The following is an 18,285-nucleotide window of genomic DNA, read 5'->3' as shown; positions in this document are numbered from 1 at the left end:
TATGAAAGAATATATGGACCCGTTTAAGGGTAGCAAGTAAAGCAGTATGCGGCTGCGAATCTTTTACAGGTGCCTTAAGGCACAACGCAAGTAATATGCCCTTATAGGGCTAAGGCAAAACCACCAGCTAAGCTGGTGGATTTTTATTGATATAAATTAGTATTCCTTTTGTCATCGAATATAAATTTTAAAACATATATTAAACCAATGAGTACTTATTAATAAAGGGAAGTGATTGAAACGAGTTTAAATATCAAGGAAAACAAAGAAATAGAGATTTATCCTACAGAAGACTTAATGCGTGAGCATGATGTAATGCATCGTATGCTATTGATATATAATGATGCATTGAAATATTTAAGAGGACAAAAAATGAATAGCGGAATTAATATTTACTCTATTATTTATAATACAGCTATGATAGCACAACAATTTATTGAAGATTATCATCAAAGACTTGAGGAACAATATGTTTTTCCGAAACTTTCAAGCAATCCTAAGTATAGTGAACTTATTAATACACTTCAAAATCAACATAATGCAGCACGTAAATTAACAAATAATATAATTTATTCGTCAATAAAAAATACTTGTTATTTTGAAAATAATCTTCAATTGATTCAATTGTTATCACTGTATATAAACATGTATGACCCTCATTCTGCTCGTGAAGATACAGTTATTTTTCCAGCTTTTCATGAGGTAGTAAATCCAGAAGAATTTAAAGAACTTGGTGATCTCTTTGAGAAAATAGAAGAGCAGAAATTTGGGGAGGATGGATTTAAACATATAGTTAATAAGGTTACAAATATTGAAAAAGCATTAGGAATTTATAATTTAGATCAATTTACACCTATAGAAGTAAACTATATAATTTAAACAATTTCTAGTTAAGTAGACAGATAATAAAGTCTTTTTATCTGTCTATTTTTTATTTAGCATTTCCATCATTTGTTCCTTTGCTCAACAATAACATGAAGAATCAGAATTAATTATCTTACAAATGGTTACAATGCAAATATATTTTTGATAACTCCTGTAAAATTATCATAGATTGATTTTCTTATTATATTCATTTAAGAACTCTTTCGCTTTACGAGCCATATGAAGATGGTCTCTATGCCATTCAGTTATCTTATTAAAGTCATGGAATCCAATCTCTATACTTTCAAACGATGCTTTTAAGCTTCCATCTATTACCTCGCAATAAAACAAGATATGATATGATGTATGAGGTTGTCCGAAATCCCCTGGTATCCTCGTAAAAATGTCTATGATTTCCTTAACTTCTACATTAAGTCCTGTTTCTTCATAAATCTCTCTTTTTATTGATTGTTGAGGGCTTTCACCTGTTTCAGTCCAACCACCAGGAATGCCCCACAATTTATCATCAGCACGTCTTTCTAAAAGAAATTTTCCTTCTTGTGAAATGATTACTCCATTTACGCCAACCTTAGGAGTTATATAACCTAACTCTTTTTTAAATCGTTCAACAATTATATTCTCTTCAATATTACATATCTGAGAATATTCATTAGATGCTAATTTAAGTAACTTCTCGTATCTTTCATGGTCATATGGGTCTTTTGCATAACACAACCCAAGTTGTGCGATTGAGCGTATTTGTTCTAAAAGTAATAATATATTATCCATATTTCCCAACCTCCATACAATTTCTAAAGATTAAAAATCCGACGTAAAATTTTACTATTGTTCATTAGATTATAGTTTTTAATAGCACTTATTATAACATAATTTACAAAATATCACATGTGCTATAAATACGTTGGCTCTTTATTTTTTAATTCTTTTTGCTATCCACTTTTTTATTTTAAATATTTCTATTGACAATGTGACTCAAAGGTCATATGATATGACTAAGAGGTCACATGACTCACAAGTCACAAACGCAATCAATAAAATTAAATTGATTGCTTAAGATAATATGTAAATAGAGAAAATAACAAAGAGGTGGTGCAAATATGCCAAAGGATACTTTTTTAAATTTACCTCTTGAGAAACAAGAGAAGGTAATGAGAGTAGCAATAAATGAATTTATAAGTAATGGATTTGAAAAAGGAAACATTGGAACCATTGCAAAAAATGCTGGCGTAGCTAAGGGAAGCATGTATCAATATTTTGATAATAAAAGAGAGCTATTTCTATTTTCAGTAAAATGGTCACTAGAATTTTTAGTAAAGAAATATAGTAACTATATGACACTGGGAAATAAAGAAATTGATTTATTTGAATTCCTTTATGCAAATGCTAAAGACGTATGGGTTCAAATGAGAGAAGAAAGAGAATTAGTTATATTTGTCCAAGATGTATTTTTAGGAAAATATAGCGGATTAACTGATGAATCAATGGAATATATGATGAAGCTTTCAAATGAATATCTCTTAAAATTAATCAAAGATGGACAAAAGAATGGTTCTATAAGAACAGATATAGATGATAATATTCTTACTCTTTTTATAACAGGTGTATCTTTTAAGATCAAGGAACACATGATGAGTAAGGCAAGAGGACTTGGAGAAGATATTGTAGACGAAGATTTTTCTAAAAATGAAAGTGACATAAAGGCAATGATAGAACTTTTGAAAAATGGAATGGGAAGTAAAAAATAAGATAAATTACACAGGGGGAATTTATATGTTTATTAAAGTTGAGAACTTAAAAAAGAGCTACAAAAGTGGAGATGTAACAACCCAAGTATTAAAGGGAGTAGGACTTGAGCTTAATAAAGGTGAGATAGGAGTTATACTTGGACCATCAGGTTCTGGTAAGTCAACACTACTTAATATAATTGGTGGAATAGATAGAGGAGATTCAGGAGTAGTTAAAATTGAAGATACAGAAGTAACATCCTTATCTGATAACAAACTTACAGACTATAGAAGAGACAAAGTAGGATTTATATTTCAATTTTATAACCTTATACCTAATCTAACAGTTGGTGAAAACATAGAAGTAGTTTCTAATATAAGTGATTCACCCCTTGAAGTTGATGAGGTTTTAAAAGCTGTTGGAATGTTAGATAAAAAATATAGATTTCCAAAAGAACTAAGTGGTGGAGAACAGCAAAGAGTTTCTATTGCAAGAGCAGTAGTTAAAAATCCAAAGCTTTTATTATGCGATGAGCCTACAGGAGCTCTTGATTTTACAACTTCAAGAGAAATATTAAAGCTGCTTCAAAAGGTTAATAAAGAATTTGGAACAACTATACTTATGATTACTCACAATACAGCTATTAGTGCAATGGCAAATAGAGTATTTAAGGTGAGAAGTGGTGAAATCGTAGAAGATAAAGTAAATGAAACAATTATGCCAGCAGAAAGGATTGAGTGGTAATGATTATTAACAAGAAAATTAAGAAAACCATTCTTGAAAGTAAATCACAATATTTTGGATCCTTAGCACTCATTATTATAAGTTGTATTTTCTTTACTATGTTTAATTTGCTTTCAGCTAATATGGAAACTACCTTATCATCCTTTGGGAAAGATTATGTGCAAGAAGATTCAAACTTCATGGTAGATAAAAAAATAAATAATGTTTCAGAAATAGAAGCCAAATTTAATATGAAGATAGAAGAAGGGAAAACTTTTGATTACACAGTATCAAAAGATAAGGTATTGAGGCTATTTTCAGAAAATACAAAGGTAAATATACCAGCTATTATCGAAGGTAATGCTTTAAGTGGTAATGATATTTTACTAGATCCTGCTTATGCAAAAGCAAATAAGCTTAAGGTTGGAGATGGTATAAAAATATATGATAAAGAATATAAAATATCTGGATTTATGTCCTTACCAAACTATATATATCCATTAAAATCAGAAACTGATCTTCTAACTGATGCAAATAATTTTGGAGTTGGTGTGATAAATAAAGATGAGTTTAGCGCTTTAGATAAGGGTAATATTTTTTATTCTATAAAGTTTAATGGAGATACTAGCAATCTTGATGAGAAAATATCAGAGTTTAAGGCTTACTTGAAAGGTGAAAATATTACTGTATTAAGTTGGACAAATACTTCAACAAATCCAAGAGTAACTTATGTGACTGCAAAATTACAAGGAATAAATCAAATGAGTTCCTCTATGCCTATAGTTATTTTAACCCTAACTTGCGTGTTAACTGGTATTGTAATGTGGAGATTAGTTAAAAGAGAAGCATCTATAATTGGAACTCTCTATGCATTAGGTTATAAGAAGAAACAAATTCAAAGTCACTATTTAAGATATCCATTAATTATTTCATTAATAGGAGGTATCGTTGGAACAATACTTGGAGCAGTTTTACTAAGGCCGATGCTGAATTTTATGCTATCATACTTTAATATGCCAGTAGGAACTATTAATTATGACATTAAATATTTAGTTATAAGTGTTTTATTACCAGTGATATTCTTAGTTGTTTCAGGATATTTAGTTGTTAATAAATCTCTTAAAAGTTCACCATTAGAACTTATGAGAGGCGGCAGTGACAAGAAAAAGGTTAGTTTCTTAGAAAAGAATTTAAAATTAGATAGATTTAAGTTCTCTACAAAATTTAAAATAAGAGAACAGCTTAGAAGTATTGCCAGAAGTGGATTTTTATTACTTGGAGTTACACTTGCAACCATGTTACTGCTATTTGGATTTGCAGCAAAGAGTTCTCTAGATAAGTTAGTAAATGAAGGAATGGAGGATACCTTTAAGTATAACTATAGTTATGTGTTTAATTCATTACAGAAGGATAATCCTAAATCTGGAGAAGCATTCTCTGAGATACCTTTCTCTTTAAAATCAAATAGCAAAGTTGATATAACAGTATATGGTGTAAGTAATAACTCACAATATGTTACTTTTAATGATAGGTCAGGTAATAAACTAAGTACAGATAAAGTAATTATTACAAGAGGATTAGCAGATAAGCTAAATGCAAAAGTGAATGATACCATTAAAGTAATTAGTAAATTAGATTCTAAGGAATATGAGATAACTGTAGATAGCATTGCAGAATCATATGTTGGGAATTATGTATATATGCCATTGAGTGAATTTAATACAATGTTAACTCTTCCAGAGAAGAGTTACATGGGCCTATGGAGTACAGAAAAACTTGACATTCCGCAGAATAAATTATTAACTACAGTAACAAAGGATGATATAAAAAATGCTTTTGATGCAATGACAGCACCTATTCAAGGGGTGGTTGGAACTATGGCGTTTATATCCTTTATAATTGGTTTGATAGTTATTTATGTTGTAACTTCTATGATCATAGAAGAAAACAAGGAAAATATATCTCTTATGAAGATTCTAGGATACAGGAAAAAAGAAGTATATTCAATGATTTTAAATAGTTCTGTATTTTTAGTAGTCATAGGTTATATTTTAGGAATACCTCTACTTATAGTTTCACTAAATGCTATGTTTAAATCACTTACTCAAGAGATGAGTATATCACTTCCAATAACAATAAACTATGTATATCTATTAGTAGGTTTTATAATTATTTATGCAACATATGAAATTTCAAAAACCTTAAGTAAGAGAAAACTTAATAAAATTGCTATGGATGAGATTTTAAAGTCAAGATTAGAATAAAGAAAAAAAGAAGCAGAGACTACGGCATAGTTAGTCTCTGCTTTTAATTATATTGCTTTATATAAAGAGCTAATTCTGTTCTGCTATTTAGCTCAAGTTTTTCTAATATTCTAGTTACGTAATTCTTTACTGTTCCTTCAGTTAAAAAGAGTATTTCACAAATGGACTTATTACTTTTTCCATCAGAAACCAACTTAGCTACTTCTAACTCTCTTGGAGTTAAGCTATCAAGTTTATTATCTTCTTTATAATATACATCATTAATTGAATGAGAACTATTAGCTAATGCATTAACCACTTTATTAGCAACATTATGATTTAGAAGTATATTTCCATTATAGACTGTTTTTATAGCACTAATGATATCATCAGAACCGGAATCTTTTAGTATATACCCATCTGCACCATTTTTTAAGCCTTTAAATATGTATTCATCCTCATTAAACGTAGTCAGTATAATTACTTTAATCTTTGGATATTTTTCTTTTATATATCTTGTAGCTTCTACTCCATCCATAATAGGCATCCTAATATCCATTAGTATAACATCAGGTGCTTTATCAGATAAATTATTAAGTAACTCTTGTCCGTTAGAAGCTTCTCCAATAATATTTATCTCTCTATCAAGACTAAGTATCATTTTAATACCTTCTCTTACTATTTGTTGATCATCAGTAATTATCACCTTAATCATTAGTATCCTCCTTAAATACAGGAATTTCAGCCTTTGTAAAGAAACCTGAGTTTTTGTGGCTACAAAAATTAATAGATCCACCTAATGCTAAAATTCTTTTTTCAATTCCATTTAAGCCATTTGATTTTATAATATTATCACTACCTAAACCATTATCCTTAATAATTAGGTTAACAAATTCATCATGCAAAGCTACTTCTATGTTAAAGATGCTTGCTTTTCCATGTTTTATGCCGTTAGTTAGGCTTTCTCTGATAGTTTTATAAATGCATAGTTTAATATCAGGCTTCAAAGCCTCTAAAAGAGGATTCATAATAAAGTCAATTTTTATATCTTCAAGTAATTTGAAACTATCAATAAGTTCATTAATTGAATTTTTTAAATCCTCAATATTTCTTTCTTCTTTCATGGTATCAACAACAGTTCTTAAGGTAGCAGTACTATTTCTTGCAAGATTTTTTGCCTTTAATAGTATATCTCTAGATTTTTCAGGCTCAGAATCAAATATTTTATCAGCAAACTCAAGATGCATTGTAAGTGCCATAAGAGAGTGACCAAGTGAATCATGCAACTCTTGAGCCATTCTTTCTCTTTCTTTTGCTATAGATAATTCTTCTACCTTTAAGGAATATTCTTTAAGTTTATTATTAGATTGAATTAATTCTTCATTTAATTTTTTTGTCGCTTCCCTTTCGCCTCTAACACTATGAGATAAATATAGTGTACAAATAATTCCAAAATATGTTAGGAACCCAGAACCTAAAGATTTTAAAAAATCATTTGTACTTAGGTTATTATTGGCTAAAATAGAGGAAGTTAAAAACGAAATAGCATGAAATATTAATAGTGGGACTTTTCGCTTAAATGGAGTATATACTATTTCAATTACATAAATAAACATAAAGATATTAGTTTGAAAGCTATTTAAAAAGGATTTTAATACTGAGACTAATAGTATTGATAACATTAATGAAAGTAAATACCAAAGTGAATTAATCTTAATAAGGTTTCTAGTAATGTCATTAATTAGTAGAATAGTGCATACGGAAAGGAATGTAATTATTGAGATATTCAGAGTATCATATCTTCGAAAAGTATTTGATAAAAGTAATATAATGAGAAAAATTTTTATAATGACTAGATATTTTTTGCTATACATAAACATTAATTTTCTCCTTAGTTTAAGCTAAAATGTAATAATTGTATTATATCACTCTAGTGGAAAATTAATATATTACTTTAGTAACATAGCTTTTGATTACTTAAGTGACTATGAAGAGGGAAGGGAAGATAATATACTTAGCACAGAAAATAAAACAAAGGATGTGTTAAGTATGGAAGCAAAGAAAAGATTAATTATGAGTTTAGGTATTAATATGCTAGTACCATTTGTTCTATATATGTTACTAAGTAAGGTGTTTACTACTGAGACTATACCACTTGCAATAGCATCAGCATTTCCAACAATAAGAACTACAATTTTATTTCTATGGAAGGGAAAGATAGATTGGATAGGAATAGTAGTTGCATTTGGAATTATAGTAGCTGTGATTTCTTCAATAATTTTTGGTGGAGCAACATTGCCACTTAAGTTAGTTCATCCAATAATTTTCAGTATAATAGGGATAGCATTTATTATTTCTGTTTTAATAGGAAAACCATTAATAGTGTATATTATAAAGTTTTTAAATAAGGGTAACGCTGAACTCATAAAAAGCAAACATGATTATAAAAAGTTTAATCTTATTACTGGAGTATATGGTGGAATTTTTTTGGTTGGCTCTATAATTCACATTGCATTAGCAATTATATTACCAACCAGTACTTATCTTGTAATTTCTCATTTTATAAGCTGGGGCACTATTGCAGCATTGATTATATGTGGAAAGCTTATTAAGACTATAGTTAGAGGGAATATATAAATAATTAAGATTTAAGTATCCCAACCTTAGGAAGCTTTGACAAAATTGGTGGGGTACTATGACACTTTTCAAAATGTAAAGTTAGATCCATACCTGCAGTTAAACCAAAATGAGTGCCTCCACCCCAGGAGGCTTCACTACTTAAATCATATACTACTCCATTAACGGCTACATATGCAGGATTCCCATTAGAACCATCATATCTTGAGAGCTCTTCTATGGTAAATTCTTTAACCTGCCTCAAATTTTTTCGGTTAGATAAATTCCTTTCTAAGTTAAGGTAAAGTATATAATCATATTTAGAAAGGTGAATAATGCAATCAGTTAAAGCTTCAAGCATCATATCTCTATAATACTTATCTGTTAAACCAGTCAATATGTTTCGGTATCTATATACGTTTTCCATCTCACTAAGTCTAGCTTTTTTTATTTGAGGAATATATGCCTCTGAATAGGTACAGTCTGAGCGTCTTAACATAGGGGCACATTGTTTTTTATAGAAAGCATATATTTCTCTTAAGAATCCAGTATGTTTTAAATTATCATCTCTTATGGATATAAGGATAGATTTTTCTTCTTCAGTTTGAGCTAGTGCCATTAAGTAATTATAAGCTATTTCATCTTCTTGTTGATTATCAAAAGATTTTTCAATTATAAAAAGAACTTCCTCAACAGATCTATAGGATTTTCCCATTTCGTAAAAACTAGAATGATTAAAGGAATTCCCAAAGGGAACAAAATAATTCATTAAATCCTCCCATATTTAATTGCTTATTTACTAATTAGATATAAATAAATGTTATGTATTTGTTAGAGTAGCTTAATAAGTCAAAACGTATTACAAATATATTATTTCGAATAGATCACTATTACAAAGATAACTATATTGTTCTTAATAGTGAGACCATTACTTATTTTCTGAAAGTTTTGGAAAATAATGTAGTTTGTGGTAAGATAATAATAGCTTAGTTACAAAAAATGTAATTATTATGAGGAGGGGTGCTATGAAAAAAATACTCAATTTATCTATATTGTTTACAGTAATCTTCACATTGGTAACATTAATTAGTTCCATTTATCAATTATTTAGTGGACAAGCAACTGATACTAATGCCCATATATTAATAAGGGCGTTATTTACCTTTGTTGGAGTAGGTTTTTATGGTATGTTTAGTTATATAAATATTAAGAATTCTTTCATAAAAATAACTGTGCAATATGCAATCTCTATTCTATTTATATTTTTAATTGTATGGGGGATCGGGTTTTTAGGAGAACTTTCTAAGACAGCTTACAGAGATGCTTTTTTAAATTGGAGCTTTATATTTTTAGCTGTAGTTGTGGTGCAGAGCATTGTTACTAAATTACGTAATAAAAAGAAATTCGAAATAAAAAATAATAATTAATTTAAATTTCCGTATAATGAGAGCAAAAGCTCAGCAATTATTGCTGAGTTTTTTTGTTGCAATTACATACATTAAAAAAGAATAAGTGGAATAGTTAAAACATAAATATAATAAGACGTTATCTATTAAAATGGGGGAAATAAATTGGAGTGTGCTGGCTTTTTTTCTTTACTTAAGAATAAAGAGAATGACTCATATAGAATAGTTTCTAATACAATAAATGATATTAAAGAAGCAAGAAAAGAAAAAATAAATGCAATATGGTTTGAGGCTACTGGGTGTTCTGGTAATATAATCTCTTTCTTAAATGCCTCAGATCCTGACGTGGAGTATCTTTTAAGTCAAATAATTAATTTAACATACAATAATAGCATTATGGCAGAGGAAGGGAGTAACGCATTTGATGAATTCCTAAAAACTCTTGATACGGAATTTATTTTGCTTGTAGATGGAGCAATCTCTTTAAAAAATAATGGAAAGTATACTATTTTAGCTAAGTATAATGGTAGTGAAATAACGGCATATGAAGCAGTAAAGATGGCAGGCGCGAAGGCTAAATATGTACTAGCAGTTGGAACTTGTGCGTCACACGGAGGCATATCTGGAGCAAGCCCTAATCCTTCTGAAAGTGTAAGTCTTTCAAGGGCATTAGGAAGAAATGTTATTAATTTACCTGGCTGCCCATGTAATCCAGCTTGGGTTGTAGGAACCATTGCTCACTTAATAACTAAGGGAGTACCTGAGTTAGATGAATTTAATAGACCGAAGTTATTTTACGGAATAACTATTCATGATACGTGTTCAAGAAGGGGATACTTTGATAAGGGAATATTTGCTGAAAAACCAGGAGATGAAACCTGTATGTTCAAATTAGGTTGCAGAGGTCCAGTAACTAAAACTAATTGCCCAATAGAAAAATGGAATGGACACATAAACTGGCCTGTTGGAGATAATACCCCTTGTATTGGTTGTGCAAACAATACCTTCCCTGATGGAATGGAACCCTTTGTTAGATATTAATTTAAAAGGAGTATAAGTATAAATGAGTACCACCATATCAATTAATCCTATAACTCGAATAAGTGGCTTTATGGAGATAGAAGTAAAGCTTGAAAATAACAAAGTAGTAGATGCTAAAAGCAGTGGCCTTTTATTTAGAGGTTTTGAAAAGATGATGATAGGCAAATCGCCTTTTGATGCAATATATTTTACAGAAAGAATATGTGGAATTTGTTCTACTGCACATGCAGTAACTTCAAGTTTGGCTCTAGAAGATGCATTTAAAGTATCTGTAAATGAAAATGATAGGATGCTTAGAGATATAATTCACGGTATGGAATTTATGCAAAATCATATAAGGCATTTTTACCTCTATACACTTCCAGATTTCGTTGTAACACCAGATATTCAGCCAATAAGTTCAAAAACCAATTATGATTTAAGATTGCCTGAAGAATTAAATAAAGAAATATCAGAACATTACTTAGAAGCTATAAGGATTAGTCGTTTAGCCCATAAAGGATGTGCAACCTTAGGCGGAAAAGCACCACATACTCACGGGATATTTTTAGGTGGTGTAACAGAAGGAATGGATGCAACAAGATATATAAGACTAAAAGAGCTAATTAGTGAAATCAAAAATTTTATAATTAATAAGATGATTCCAGATGTTTATATAATAGGAGATTACTATAAAGACTATTACTCATTAGGTTATGGATATAAAAATTTAATGACTTATGGACTTTATGATAAATATAGTGAAAAAGAACTAACTTATGTAAAGCCCTCGGTACTTATAGATGGAAATATAGGTGAATTTCAAGAAGATAAAATAACTGAGAATATTTATAATTCTTGGTACAGTGGAGAAAGTATTCAAAATGATATGTTTTTAGAAAAAACAGAAGATGATATGAGCAAGGAAAATGCTTATAGTTTTGTAAAATCTCCTAGGTATGAAGAAAAGCCAGTGGAAGTAGGACCACTTGCAAGAATGATATTAAGTGGAAATTATGAGAATAGAATATCAACCATGGATAGAACTATTGCTAGAGTATTAGAAGCAAAAAAGATGATAGAGACTATAGAAAAGCTTCTAGAAAGAGTTAATTATGATGGTGTTTCTCAAAGGAAGTACATTGTACCAGATAGCTCTAAAGGTAGAGGCTTGACAGATACTACTAGAGGGGCTTTAGGACATTGGTTATCTATAGAAAACAAGCAAATAAGTCATTATAACATAATAACTCCAAGTGCATGGAACTGCTCTCCCACTGACTCAAAGGGAGTAAGAGGAGTAATTGAGATGGCACTTATAGGCACAGAAATTCAAAATCCTAAGGAACCAGCTGAGATAGGAAGGATTGTAAGGTCATTTGATCCATGTATTTCTTGTGCAACTCATGTATTAAGCGATAGGATGAGTCCTTTGGAAATAATAATATGAGTACCAAATTAATAGCAATTGGTAATAGACTAATGGAGGATGATTCTGTAGCTATTAAGGTTGCAGAAGCTATATATGAAAATTTAAATGAATTAGGTCTAGAGGTCATAATAGGAGAAACAGATTTTGAATTTTGTCTAGCTAAGATTAACGAAGAAGATATTATTATAGTTTTAGATGCAACTAAACTAGGGCTTAAAGTTGGGGAAATTATAGTCTATGATTTAGAAGATTTAAAAAGTAGAAATATTTCACTTACTCAGCATGGGTATAGTTTTATAGATGCATTAATGAATTATTTAAAAAGGATTAAGGGAGAATTCATTGGAATAGAAGGAAGCAGCTTTAATTTTTCATTAGAGCTATCTAAAGAATTAGAAAATAGATTTCAGGATATATGTAAGAAGGTTTTATGGATATGCAAAGATTTTATATAGTTGTAAAAGGTCGGGTTCAAGGAGTAGGTTTTAGGCCATATATATATAGATTAGCTAATGAGTTTAACTTAAAAGGTTGGGTTAAGAATAGTTCACAAGGTGTACTAATAGACATACAGGGAGATAAGAATCTAATTAACGCATTTCTTGAAAATCTTGAGAAGGAAAAGCCACAAATTTCAAGTATCGAAGAGATAATTTTAGAAGAAAGACTACCTAATAATTATCACACCTTTGAAATAAAAGAAAGTATCGAAGAAGTAAGTAAAGTTACATTTATTCCACCGGATATAGCTATTTGTAACAAATGTATAGAAGATATTAAGAACCCAAGAAATAGGAGATACAAATATCCGTTTACTAACTGCACGAATTGTGGTCCTAGATTTTCAATTATAAAGAAAATTCCATATGATAGAAATTCAACTACAATGAAAAAATTTAAAATGTGCAGGAGTTGTGAAATAGAGTATAAGAATCCAATAGATAGGAGATTTCACGCTGAGCCTAATGGATGCGGGGAGTGTGGGCCTAAATTGTGGGTTACAGATAGTGAGGGAAAGGTTGTAAATAATGTAGATCCAATTGAATTTACAAAAATGAAATTAAAAGAAGGAAAAATTTTTGCTATTAAAGGGATAGGAGGCTTTCATTTAGTATGTGATGCCAAAGATAAAAGTGCTATTAAAAATTTAAGAGATAGAAAGAGAAGACCCAATAAACCTTTAGCTATCATGTTTAGGGATATTTATACAGCTAAGAAGTATTGTAATATTAATAAAACAGAGGAAGAAGTTTTAACTGGTGATAAAAAGCCAATAGTAATACTAAGTAAAATCATTGGTGAGAATATTCCAAAAGAAATAGCTCCAAATCAAAAAACACTTGGAGTTATGCTACCATATACACCAGTACATGAATTGCTATTTGATGAAGACCTAGAAGCGTTAGTTATGACTAGCGGAAATATAAGCGGAATGCCTATAGAATATAAGAATGAAAATGCAATAGATAATCTAAAGGATATTGTAGATTATTTTTTATTAAATAATAGAGATATATTTATATCAATTGATGATTCTATAGTTAAAATATTAGAAAATCAAATAATGTTATTAAGAAGTGGACGAGGATATGTTCCTATTCCATATAAAAGAGTAAGTAATAGAGAAATTTTAGCTTTAGGATCAAATATGAAAAATACCTTCTGCATTTCAAAAGAAGGTTATTTATATTTAAGTCAGCATAACGGAGATATAGAAAACTTAGAATCTTATGATAACTATGAAAAGAATTTAGAACACTTCAAAAATATCTTCTCCTTTAATCCAAAGTTTTTGGCTTACGATTCTCATCCAGATTTTACGATAAATAAACATGCAGATCGTTATGACATATCCAAGATAAAGGTTCAGCACCATCATGCTCATATAGCTAGTTGTATGGGGGAAAATAAAATTGAAGGTAAAGTAATAGGAATAGCTTTTGATGGTACAGGCTATGGATTGGACGGAAACCTATGGGGTGGAGAATTTATGATATGTAATTTAGAAAAATTTACCAGAGCTGCTCATATGAAATATAGAGCTATGCCAGGTGGAGAAATGGCAGTAAAGGAACCGTGGCGAATGGGAGTTTCATATATATATGGTGCTTACAAAGAGTTAAATAAGGAGGAGGAAGGACTTAGAATAATTAGAGGCCTGTACGGAGATAAAGGAGAGTTTATTGCAGACTTAATAAAAGCTGACATTAATTGTCCCCAAACATCAAGTATTGGACGATTATTTGATGCAATAGCAAGCATTATAGAAATTAATCATATATCAACATATGAGGGACAGGCAGCATGTGAATTAGAGGCATTGATTGAATATACACATAGTGAAAGTTATAGTTTTAAAATGGTTAAGAATGGAAACTATATTATAGATATAAACGAAGCAATATTGGGTATAGTACATGATAAAAGTAAAGGAGTTAGTGCAAAAGTAATATCACAAAAATTTCATAATACAGTAGTAAAAATAACTGTAGATATGTGTGTGTTACTAAGAAGTGAATATAGATTAAATAGAGTTATGCTAAGTGGTGGAGTATTTCAAAATGGATATATCTTATTAAATATAATAAAGAAATTAAAAACATATGATTTTGAAGTTTATTCAAATAAACTTATTCCAATAAATGATGAAGGAATATCATTTGGAGAGCTTATAATAGCAAATTCAATTATTAATATGCAGAGGCAAGGCGAAGATAATGCATGAAGTTTCTATAATGGAAAGTACTTTAGAAATAGTTAAAAGTATAGCAAAAGAAAATAACTTAATAAGAGTTTTGAATATAAAACTTGAAATAGGCACTTTAACAGGAGTTATGGAAGAGGCTTTAAATTTTGCTTTTAGTTGTTTAAAGCAAGATACTGTTGCAAAGGAAGCGGGGTTAGAAATTTACTATACTCAAGCTAAAGCTAAATGTGATAAGTGTAATAAGGTTTTTGATATAGATCATTTAAATAAGCTTTGTCCTGAGTGTAAAAAATTTTGCACTTCAATATTAACAGGTTATGAGCTTAATATAATTTCTATTGAAGGAGAATAATCATATGAGTAAGATAAAAGTTTTAACTAAAATATTTAAAGCAAATGAAGAGCTTGGATCAACAAATAGGGAAAAGTTTAGAGAAAAAGGTATATTTGCAATAAATTTAATGAGTTCTCCTGGCTCAGGCAAAACTTCAATTCTTGAAAAAATTATTAAGAAAATGAAAGATGATTTTAATATAGCAGTTATAGAAGGAGATATATATACAGCAAAGGATGCAGAAAGAATTGATGCCTTGGGGGTACAAACCATCCAAATAAATACTCAAGGTGCTTGTCACTTAGACTCTTCAATGATTAAAGAGGCATTGGAAGAGTTGGATTTAGAGTCTGTAGATTTATTGATAATTGAAAATGTAGGCAATTTAGTATGCCCAGCAGAGTTTGAAGTTGGAGAAGATGTTAAGATTTCGGTGTTAAGTATTCCAGAAGGAAGTGACAAACCGTCAAAGTATCCACTGATGTTCGAAAAAAGCAGTGCAATTATACTAAACAAAATGGATTTATTAGATTTTACTAACTTCAATAAAGAGGAGTTTTATGGTGATATAAATTCCATAAATGCAAATGCAAAAGTATTTGAAACATCCTGCATGAGGAATGAAGGTTTAGAAGAAGTATGTAAATGGGTAAAAGAGAGAATAGAGGATAAAAAACATTTTTATGATATATATAAGGCCTAAAATAATGGTGTCCATCAATATTCATAGGGGGAAAGCTAATGTGTCTTGGTGTTCCAGGTAAAATAATATCTATAAATGATACTAGAGGAATGGCTTTAATAGGAGGAATTCAAAGAGAGGTTTTCTTGCAATTAGTGCCAGAAGTCAAGTTAGGTGAATATGTACTAGTTCATGCGGGTTGTGCACTTGCAATAATAGATGAAGGAGAAGCAGAGAGTACACTATGTTTACTTAAGGAGTTATGTGAAAAATGAAATTCATAGATGAATATAGAAATCAACAATATGCAGGTGTATTGGTTAAAGAAATTGAGAAACTAAGTAATAAAGAAATTACCATTATGGAAGTATGTGGAACTCATACCATGTCAATATTTAAGTATGGGATAAAAAACATTTTACCTAAAAATATAAAGATAATTTCAGGACCTGGGTGTCCAGTATGTGTTACTCCTGAAAGCTATATAGATATAGCAATAAATCTATCTAAAAGAGAGGATGTAATCATTGTAACCTTCGGAGATATGCTAAGAGTTCCAGGGAAAGAAGGAACATTATTAAATAGAAAATCCATAGATAATAATATAAGAATTGTATATTCATCAATGGATGCAATAAATATTGCCATAAATAATCCTTATAAAAAAGTAGTATTTTTATCATTAGGCTTTGAAGCAACTACACCAATGGCTGCATTAACAGCCATTGAGGTTAAAAATAGAAAAATAAATAATTTTCTCTTCCTAACGTCTCATAGAAAAATGCCTCCAATAATTGAAAAGTTATCAAAAGATCCAGAACTTAAAACTGATGGCTACTTACTTCCAGGTCATGTGTGTGCCATTACTGGTATAAAAGAATTTGAAAATTTAAGCAGCAGATATAAAATACCGGGTGTAGTTACAGGGTTTGAACCTGTTGATATTCTACAAGGTATTAAAAAATTAGTTGAAATTGTAAATAAAAACGAAGCTAGGGTAATAAACGAATATAAACGAGTAGTTAGAGAAAAAGGAAATGAAAATGCACAAAAATATATAAATAAAGTATTTAAAAGTTCTGATGGTGAGTGGAGAGGCATAGGAAGAGTGATAGAAAGTGAATTTGTTCTAAAAGATGAATATGAAGCATATGATGCAATTAGGTATTTCAATATAGAAGTAGAAAGAAATAGGGAAATATCTATATGCAGATGTGGAGAAATATTAACAGGTAAAATCACTCCAAAGATGTGTCCGCTATTCAGAAAGGTTTGCACACCAGAAAATCCAGTAGGTGCCTGTATGGTCTCTACGGAAGGGACATGCTCTGCATATTATAAGTACAGTTAGGAGAGATGTAAAAGTGGAGAAAATTACTTTAATTCATGGTGAAGGTGGCAAACAGTCAAACAACTTAATTAAGGAATTATTCATAAAGCATTTTAATAATAAGACATTAAAAGAAATGGGAGATGCAGCATGTTTAACCCTAAGTTCTAAAAAAATAGCGTTCACTACTGATTCTTATGTAGTAAACCCTATATTTTTTAGTGGTGGAAACATTGGGAAGCTTGCGCTATGTGGAACAATAAATGATCTAGCAGTAAGTGGAGCAAAACCAGTATACATTACAGCTGGTTTTATAATAGAAGATGGATTTCCATATAAAGATTTAGAAGAAATAGTAAGTTCTATGGGGACAGAGGCTAAAAAAGCAGGTGTTCAAATCGTTGCTGGAGATACAAAGGTCGTGGAAAAAGGTCTAGCTGATGGAATTTATATAAATACATCGGGTATTGGAATAATAGAAGATAACATAAATATAAATGCAAAAAATGTAGCAACAGGTGATGTAATTATTCTAAGTGGAACATTAGGTGATCACGGCACAACAATTTCCTGTGAAAGGAATAACTTTGGAATAAAGGGAGATATAATGAGTGATTGTGCAGCATTAAATTCTTTAGTAGAAGAGATGCTTAATGTGTGTCCTAAAATTCATATGATGAGGGATGCAACAAGAGGAGGACTTGCAGCAGTTTTAAATGAAATAGCTGAAATGAGTAATGCTGAAATTACTATTTACGAAAAAGATATTCCAATAAGTGACGGTGTAAAAGGAGTTTGTTATTTATTAGGATTGGATCCACTATATTTGGCAAATGAGGGAAAGTTATGTGCTATTTTGCCAGAGGAATATAGTGAAAGTGTGTTAGAAGTTATGAAAAAAAATCCTTTAGGAAAAGATGCAGCAATCATCGGTAATATAACTGAAGGAAAGAAAGGAAAAGTATATCTAAAAACTATAATTGGAGGCACGAGAATTATAGATATGCCTTCTGGAATACAGCTTCCTAGAATATGTTAAAGACTCAAATTGAATAAAAAACCACAGTAAGGTAATACTAAATCTTGAATTGATACTTAGTTGTATTTAGTAAGTTACGTTTAATTTGTTTTATGTCTGTAGCTTTATATAAATAGTAACTAAATATTTGATGCAGCTAAGCA

General features: G+C 30.0%; 19 protein-coding genes. 15 read left to right on the top strand and 4 right to left on the bottom strand.

Translation table 11 applies throughout. The annotated features are described in order from the left end of the window. The first annotated feature begins 231 nt into the window (after positions 1-231). The gene (locus tag JK634_RS08035) at positions 232-879 is read left to right on the top strand and encodes a hemerythrin domain-containing protein (RefSeq protein ID WP_202767130.1); all 648 of its coding nucleotides are present in this window, start codon (positions 232-234) and stop codon (positions 877-879) included. A 168-nt stretch (positions 880-1,047) separates the two neighbouring features. Here the strand turns inward: JK634_RS08035 and JK634_RS08030 are convergent, their stop codons facing one another. Then, a complete protein-coding gene (locus tag JK634_RS08030; RefSeq protein WP_202767129.1) occupies positions 1,048-1,653 on the bottom strand; it encodes an NUDIX hydrolase N-terminal domain-containing protein in 606 nt (201 codons plus the stop codon). A 329-nt stretch (positions 1,654-1,982) separates the two neighbouring features. On the opposite strand from JK634_RS08030, the gene JK634_RS08025 reads away from it, so the two are divergent. From JK634_RS08025 to JK634_RS08015, 3 genes are read left to right on the top strand one after another with little or no spacing between them, the layout of a single operon-like run. Beyond that, a complete protein-coding gene (locus JK634_RS08025) occupies positions 1,983-2,630 on the top strand; it encodes a TetR/AcrR family transcriptional regulator (RefSeq protein WP_202767128.1) in 648 nt (215 codons plus the stop codon). A gap of 25 nt (positions 2,631-2,655) precedes the next feature. Next, positions 2,656-3,354 carry an ABC transporter ATP-binding protein gene (locus JK634_RS08020; protein ID WP_202767127.1) on the top strand — a complete coding sequence of 233 codons (699 nt, stop codon included), beginning with the start codon at positions 2,656-2,658 and terminating at the stop codon, positions 3,352-3,354. Further along, complete coding sequence (locus JK634_RS08015; protein WP_202767126.1) at positions 3,354-5,597, top strand: ABC transporter permease; 2,244 nt, start codon at positions 3,354-3,356, stop codon at positions 5,595-5,597. The genes JK634_RS08020 and JK634_RS08015 overlap by 1 nt, the downstream gene beginning before the upstream one ends. Before the next feature lie 43 nt (positions 5,598-5,640). On the opposite strand, the gene JK634_RS08010 is transcribed toward JK634_RS08015, so the two are convergent. Continuing rightward, positions 5,641-6,291, bottom strand: a complete 651-nt coding sequence (locus JK634_RS08010; RefSeq protein WP_202767125.1) for a response regulator transcription factor — start codon at positions 6,289-6,291, stop codon at positions 5,641-5,643. Next, positions 6,284-7,192 (bottom strand): sensor histidine kinase, encoded by a 909-nt coding sequence (locus JK634_RS08005; RefSeq protein ID WP_202767124.1) that lies wholly within the window; start codon positions 7,190-7,192, stop codon positions 6,284-6,286. The genes JK634_RS08010 and JK634_RS08005 overlap by 8 nt, the downstream gene beginning before the upstream one ends. Before the next feature lie 433 nt (positions 7,193-7,625). Here JK634_RS08005 and JK634_RS08000 point away from each other — a divergent pair, with 433 nt between their 5' ends. Continuing rightward, entirely contained in the window at positions 7,626-8,213 is a 588-nt protein-coding gene (locus JK634_RS08000; RefSeq protein WP_202767123.1) for a VC0807 family protein, read from the top strand. 4 nt (positions 8,214-8,217) lie between these two features. Here JK634_RS08000 and JK634_RS20435 read toward each other — a convergent pair whose 3' ends face one another. Next, a complete protein-coding gene (locus JK634_RS20435) occupies positions 8,218-8,961 on the bottom strand; it encodes a cytochrome b5 domain-containing protein (RefSeq protein WP_243425585.1) in 744 nt (247 codons plus the stop codon). A 256-nt stretch (positions 8,962-9,217) separates the two neighbouring features. Between JK634_RS20435 and JK634_RS07990 the strand changes: the two genes are divergently transcribed. The 10 genes from JK634_RS07990 (at position 9,218) to hypE (ending at position 18,142) form a co-directional block, all read left to right on the top strand. Further along, positions 9,218-9,619 carry a DUF6608 family protein gene (locus JK634_RS07990; protein ID WP_202767122.1) on the top strand — a complete coding sequence of 134 codons (402 nt, stop codon included), beginning with the start codon at positions 9,218-9,220 and terminating at the stop codon, positions 9,617-9,619. Between the two features lie 201 nt (positions 9,620-9,820). Further along, entirely contained in the window at positions 9,821-10,639 is an 819-nt protein-coding gene (locus JK634_RS07985) for a hydrogenase small subunit (RefSeq protein WP_338031228.1), read from the top strand. 22 nt (positions 10,640-10,661) lie between these two features. After that, positions 10,662-12,068: a nickel-dependent hydrogenase large subunit gene (locus tag JK634_RS07980; protein ID WP_202767120.1), complete on the top strand. Its 1,407-nt coding sequence runs from the start codon at positions 10,662-10,664 to the stop codon at positions 12,066-12,068. After that, the gene (locus tag JK634_RS07975; protein WP_202767119.1) at positions 12,065-12,505 is read left to right on the top strand and encodes a hydrogenase maturation protease; all 441 of its coding nucleotides are present in this window, start codon (positions 12,065-12,067) and stop codon (positions 12,503-12,505) included. The genes JK634_RS07980 and JK634_RS07975 overlap by 4 nt, the downstream gene beginning before the upstream one ends. Then, positions 12,487-14,775: a carbamoyltransferase HypF gene (hypF, locus tag JK634_RS07970; protein WP_202767118.1), complete on the top strand. Its 2,289-nt coding sequence runs from the start codon at positions 12,487-12,489 to the stop codon at positions 14,773-14,775. The genes JK634_RS07975 and hypF overlap by 19 nt, the downstream gene beginning before the upstream one ends. 10 nt (positions 14,776-14,785) lie before the next feature. Beyond that, positions 14,786-15,109: a hydrogenase maturation nickel metallochaperone HypA/HybF gene (locus JK634_RS07965; RefSeq protein ID WP_238881854.1), complete on the top strand. Its 324-nt coding sequence runs from the start codon at positions 14,786-14,788 to the stop codon at positions 15,107-15,109. Between the two features lie 4 nt (positions 15,110-15,113). After that, positions 15,114-15,794 (top strand): hydrogenase nickel incorporation protein HypB, encoded by a 681-nt coding sequence (hypB, locus tag JK634_RS07960; RefSeq protein WP_202767116.1) that lies wholly within the window; start codon positions 15,114-15,116, stop codon positions 15,792-15,794. A 38-nt stretch (positions 15,795-15,832) separates the two neighbouring features. Further along, positions 15,833-16,048 (top strand): HypC/HybG/HupF family hydrogenase formation chaperone, encoded by a 216-nt coding sequence (locus JK634_RS07955; protein WP_202767115.1) that lies wholly within the window; start codon positions 15,833-15,835, stop codon positions 16,046-16,048. Continuing rightward, the gene (gene hypD, locus JK634_RS07950; protein ID WP_202767114.1) at positions 16,045-17,124 is read left to right on the top strand and encodes a hydrogenase formation protein HypD; all 1,080 of its coding nucleotides are present in this window, start codon (positions 16,045-16,047) and stop codon (positions 17,122-17,124) included. The genes JK634_RS07955 and hypD overlap by 4 nt, the downstream gene beginning before the upstream one ends. Positions 17,125-17,137: 13 nt before the next feature. Continuing rightward, the gene (gene hypE, locus JK634_RS07945; RefSeq protein WP_202767113.1) at positions 17,138-18,142 is read left to right on the top strand and encodes a hydrogenase expression/formation protein HypE; all 1,005 of its coding nucleotides are present in this window, start codon (positions 17,138-17,140) and stop codon (positions 18,140-18,142) included. Positions 18,143-18,285: the final 143 nt, after the last annotated feature.

Source organism: Clostridium paridis, from assembly GCF_016765615.1.
In the GTDB taxonomy this organism is placed as follows: domain Bacteria; phylum Bacillota; class Clostridia; order Clostridiales; family Clostridiaceae; genus Clostridium_T; species Clostridium_T paridis.
Note: the sequence above shows the minus strand (reverse complement) of the source record. Positions and strands in the feature narration are given on the sequence as shown.

Excerpts from the sequence above, each read along its gene's own strand:
- JK634_RS08030 (WP_202767129.1), bottom strand. The coding sequence starts at position 1,653 with ATGGATAATATATTATTACTTTTAGAACAAATACGCTCAATCGCACAA.
- JK634_RS08025 (WP_202767128.1), top strand. The coding sequence starts at position 1,983 with ATGCCAAAGGATACTTTTTTAAATTTACCTCTTGAGAAACAAGAGAAG.
- JK634_RS08020 (WP_202767127.1), top strand. The coding sequence starts at position 2,656 with ATGTTTATTAAAGTTGAGAACTTAAAAAAGAGCTACAAAAGTGGAGAT.
- JK634_RS08015 (WP_202767126.1), top strand. The coding sequence starts at position 3,354 with ATGATTATTAACAAGAAAATTAAGAAAACCATTCTTGAAAGTAAATCA.
- JK634_RS08010 (WP_202767125.1), bottom strand. The coding sequence starts at position 6,291 with ATGATTAAGGTGATAATTACTGATGATCAACAAATAGTAAGAGAAGGT.
- JK634_RS08005 (WP_202767124.1), bottom strand. The coding sequence starts at position 7,192 with ATGTTTATTTATGTAATTGAAATAGTATATACTCCATTTAAGCGAAAA.
- JK634_RS08000 (WP_202767123.1), top strand. The coding sequence starts at position 7,626 with ATGGAAGCAAAGAAAAGATTAATTATGAGTTTAGGTATTAATATGCTA.
- JK634_RS20435 (WP_243425585.1), bottom strand. The coding sequence starts at position 8,961 with ATGAATTATTTTGTTCCCTTTGGGAATTCCTTTAATCATTCTAGTTTT.
- JK634_RS07990 (WP_202767122.1), top strand. The coding sequence starts at position 9,218 with ATGAAAAAAATACTCAATTTATCTATATTGTTTACAGTAATCTTCACA.
- JK634_RS07980 (WP_202767120.1), top strand. The coding sequence starts at position 10,662 with ATGAGTACCACCATATCAATTAATCCTATAACTCGAATAAGTGGCTTT.
- JK634_RS07975 (WP_202767119.1), top strand. The coding sequence starts at position 12,065 with ATGAGTACCAAATTAATAGCAATTGGTAATAGACTAATGGAGGATGAT.
- hypF (WP_202767118.1), top strand. The coding sequence starts at position 12,487 with ATGCAAAGATTTTATATAGTTGTAAAAGGTCGGGTTCAAGGAGTAGGT.
- JK634_RS07965 (WP_238881854.1), top strand. The coding sequence starts at position 14,786 with ATGGAAAGTACTTTAGAAATAGTTAAAAGTATAGCAAAAGAAAATAAC.
- hypB (WP_202767116.1), top strand. The coding sequence starts at position 15,114 with ATGAGTAAGATAAAAGTTTTAACTAAAATATTTAAAGCAAATGAAGAG.
- JK634_RS07955 (WP_202767115.1), top strand. The coding sequence starts at position 15,833 with ATGTGTCTTGGTGTTCCAGGTAAAATAATATCTATAAATGATACTAGA.
- hypD (WP_202767114.1), top strand. The coding sequence starts at position 16,045 with ATGAAATTCATAGATGAATATAGAAATCAACAATATGCAGGTGTATTG.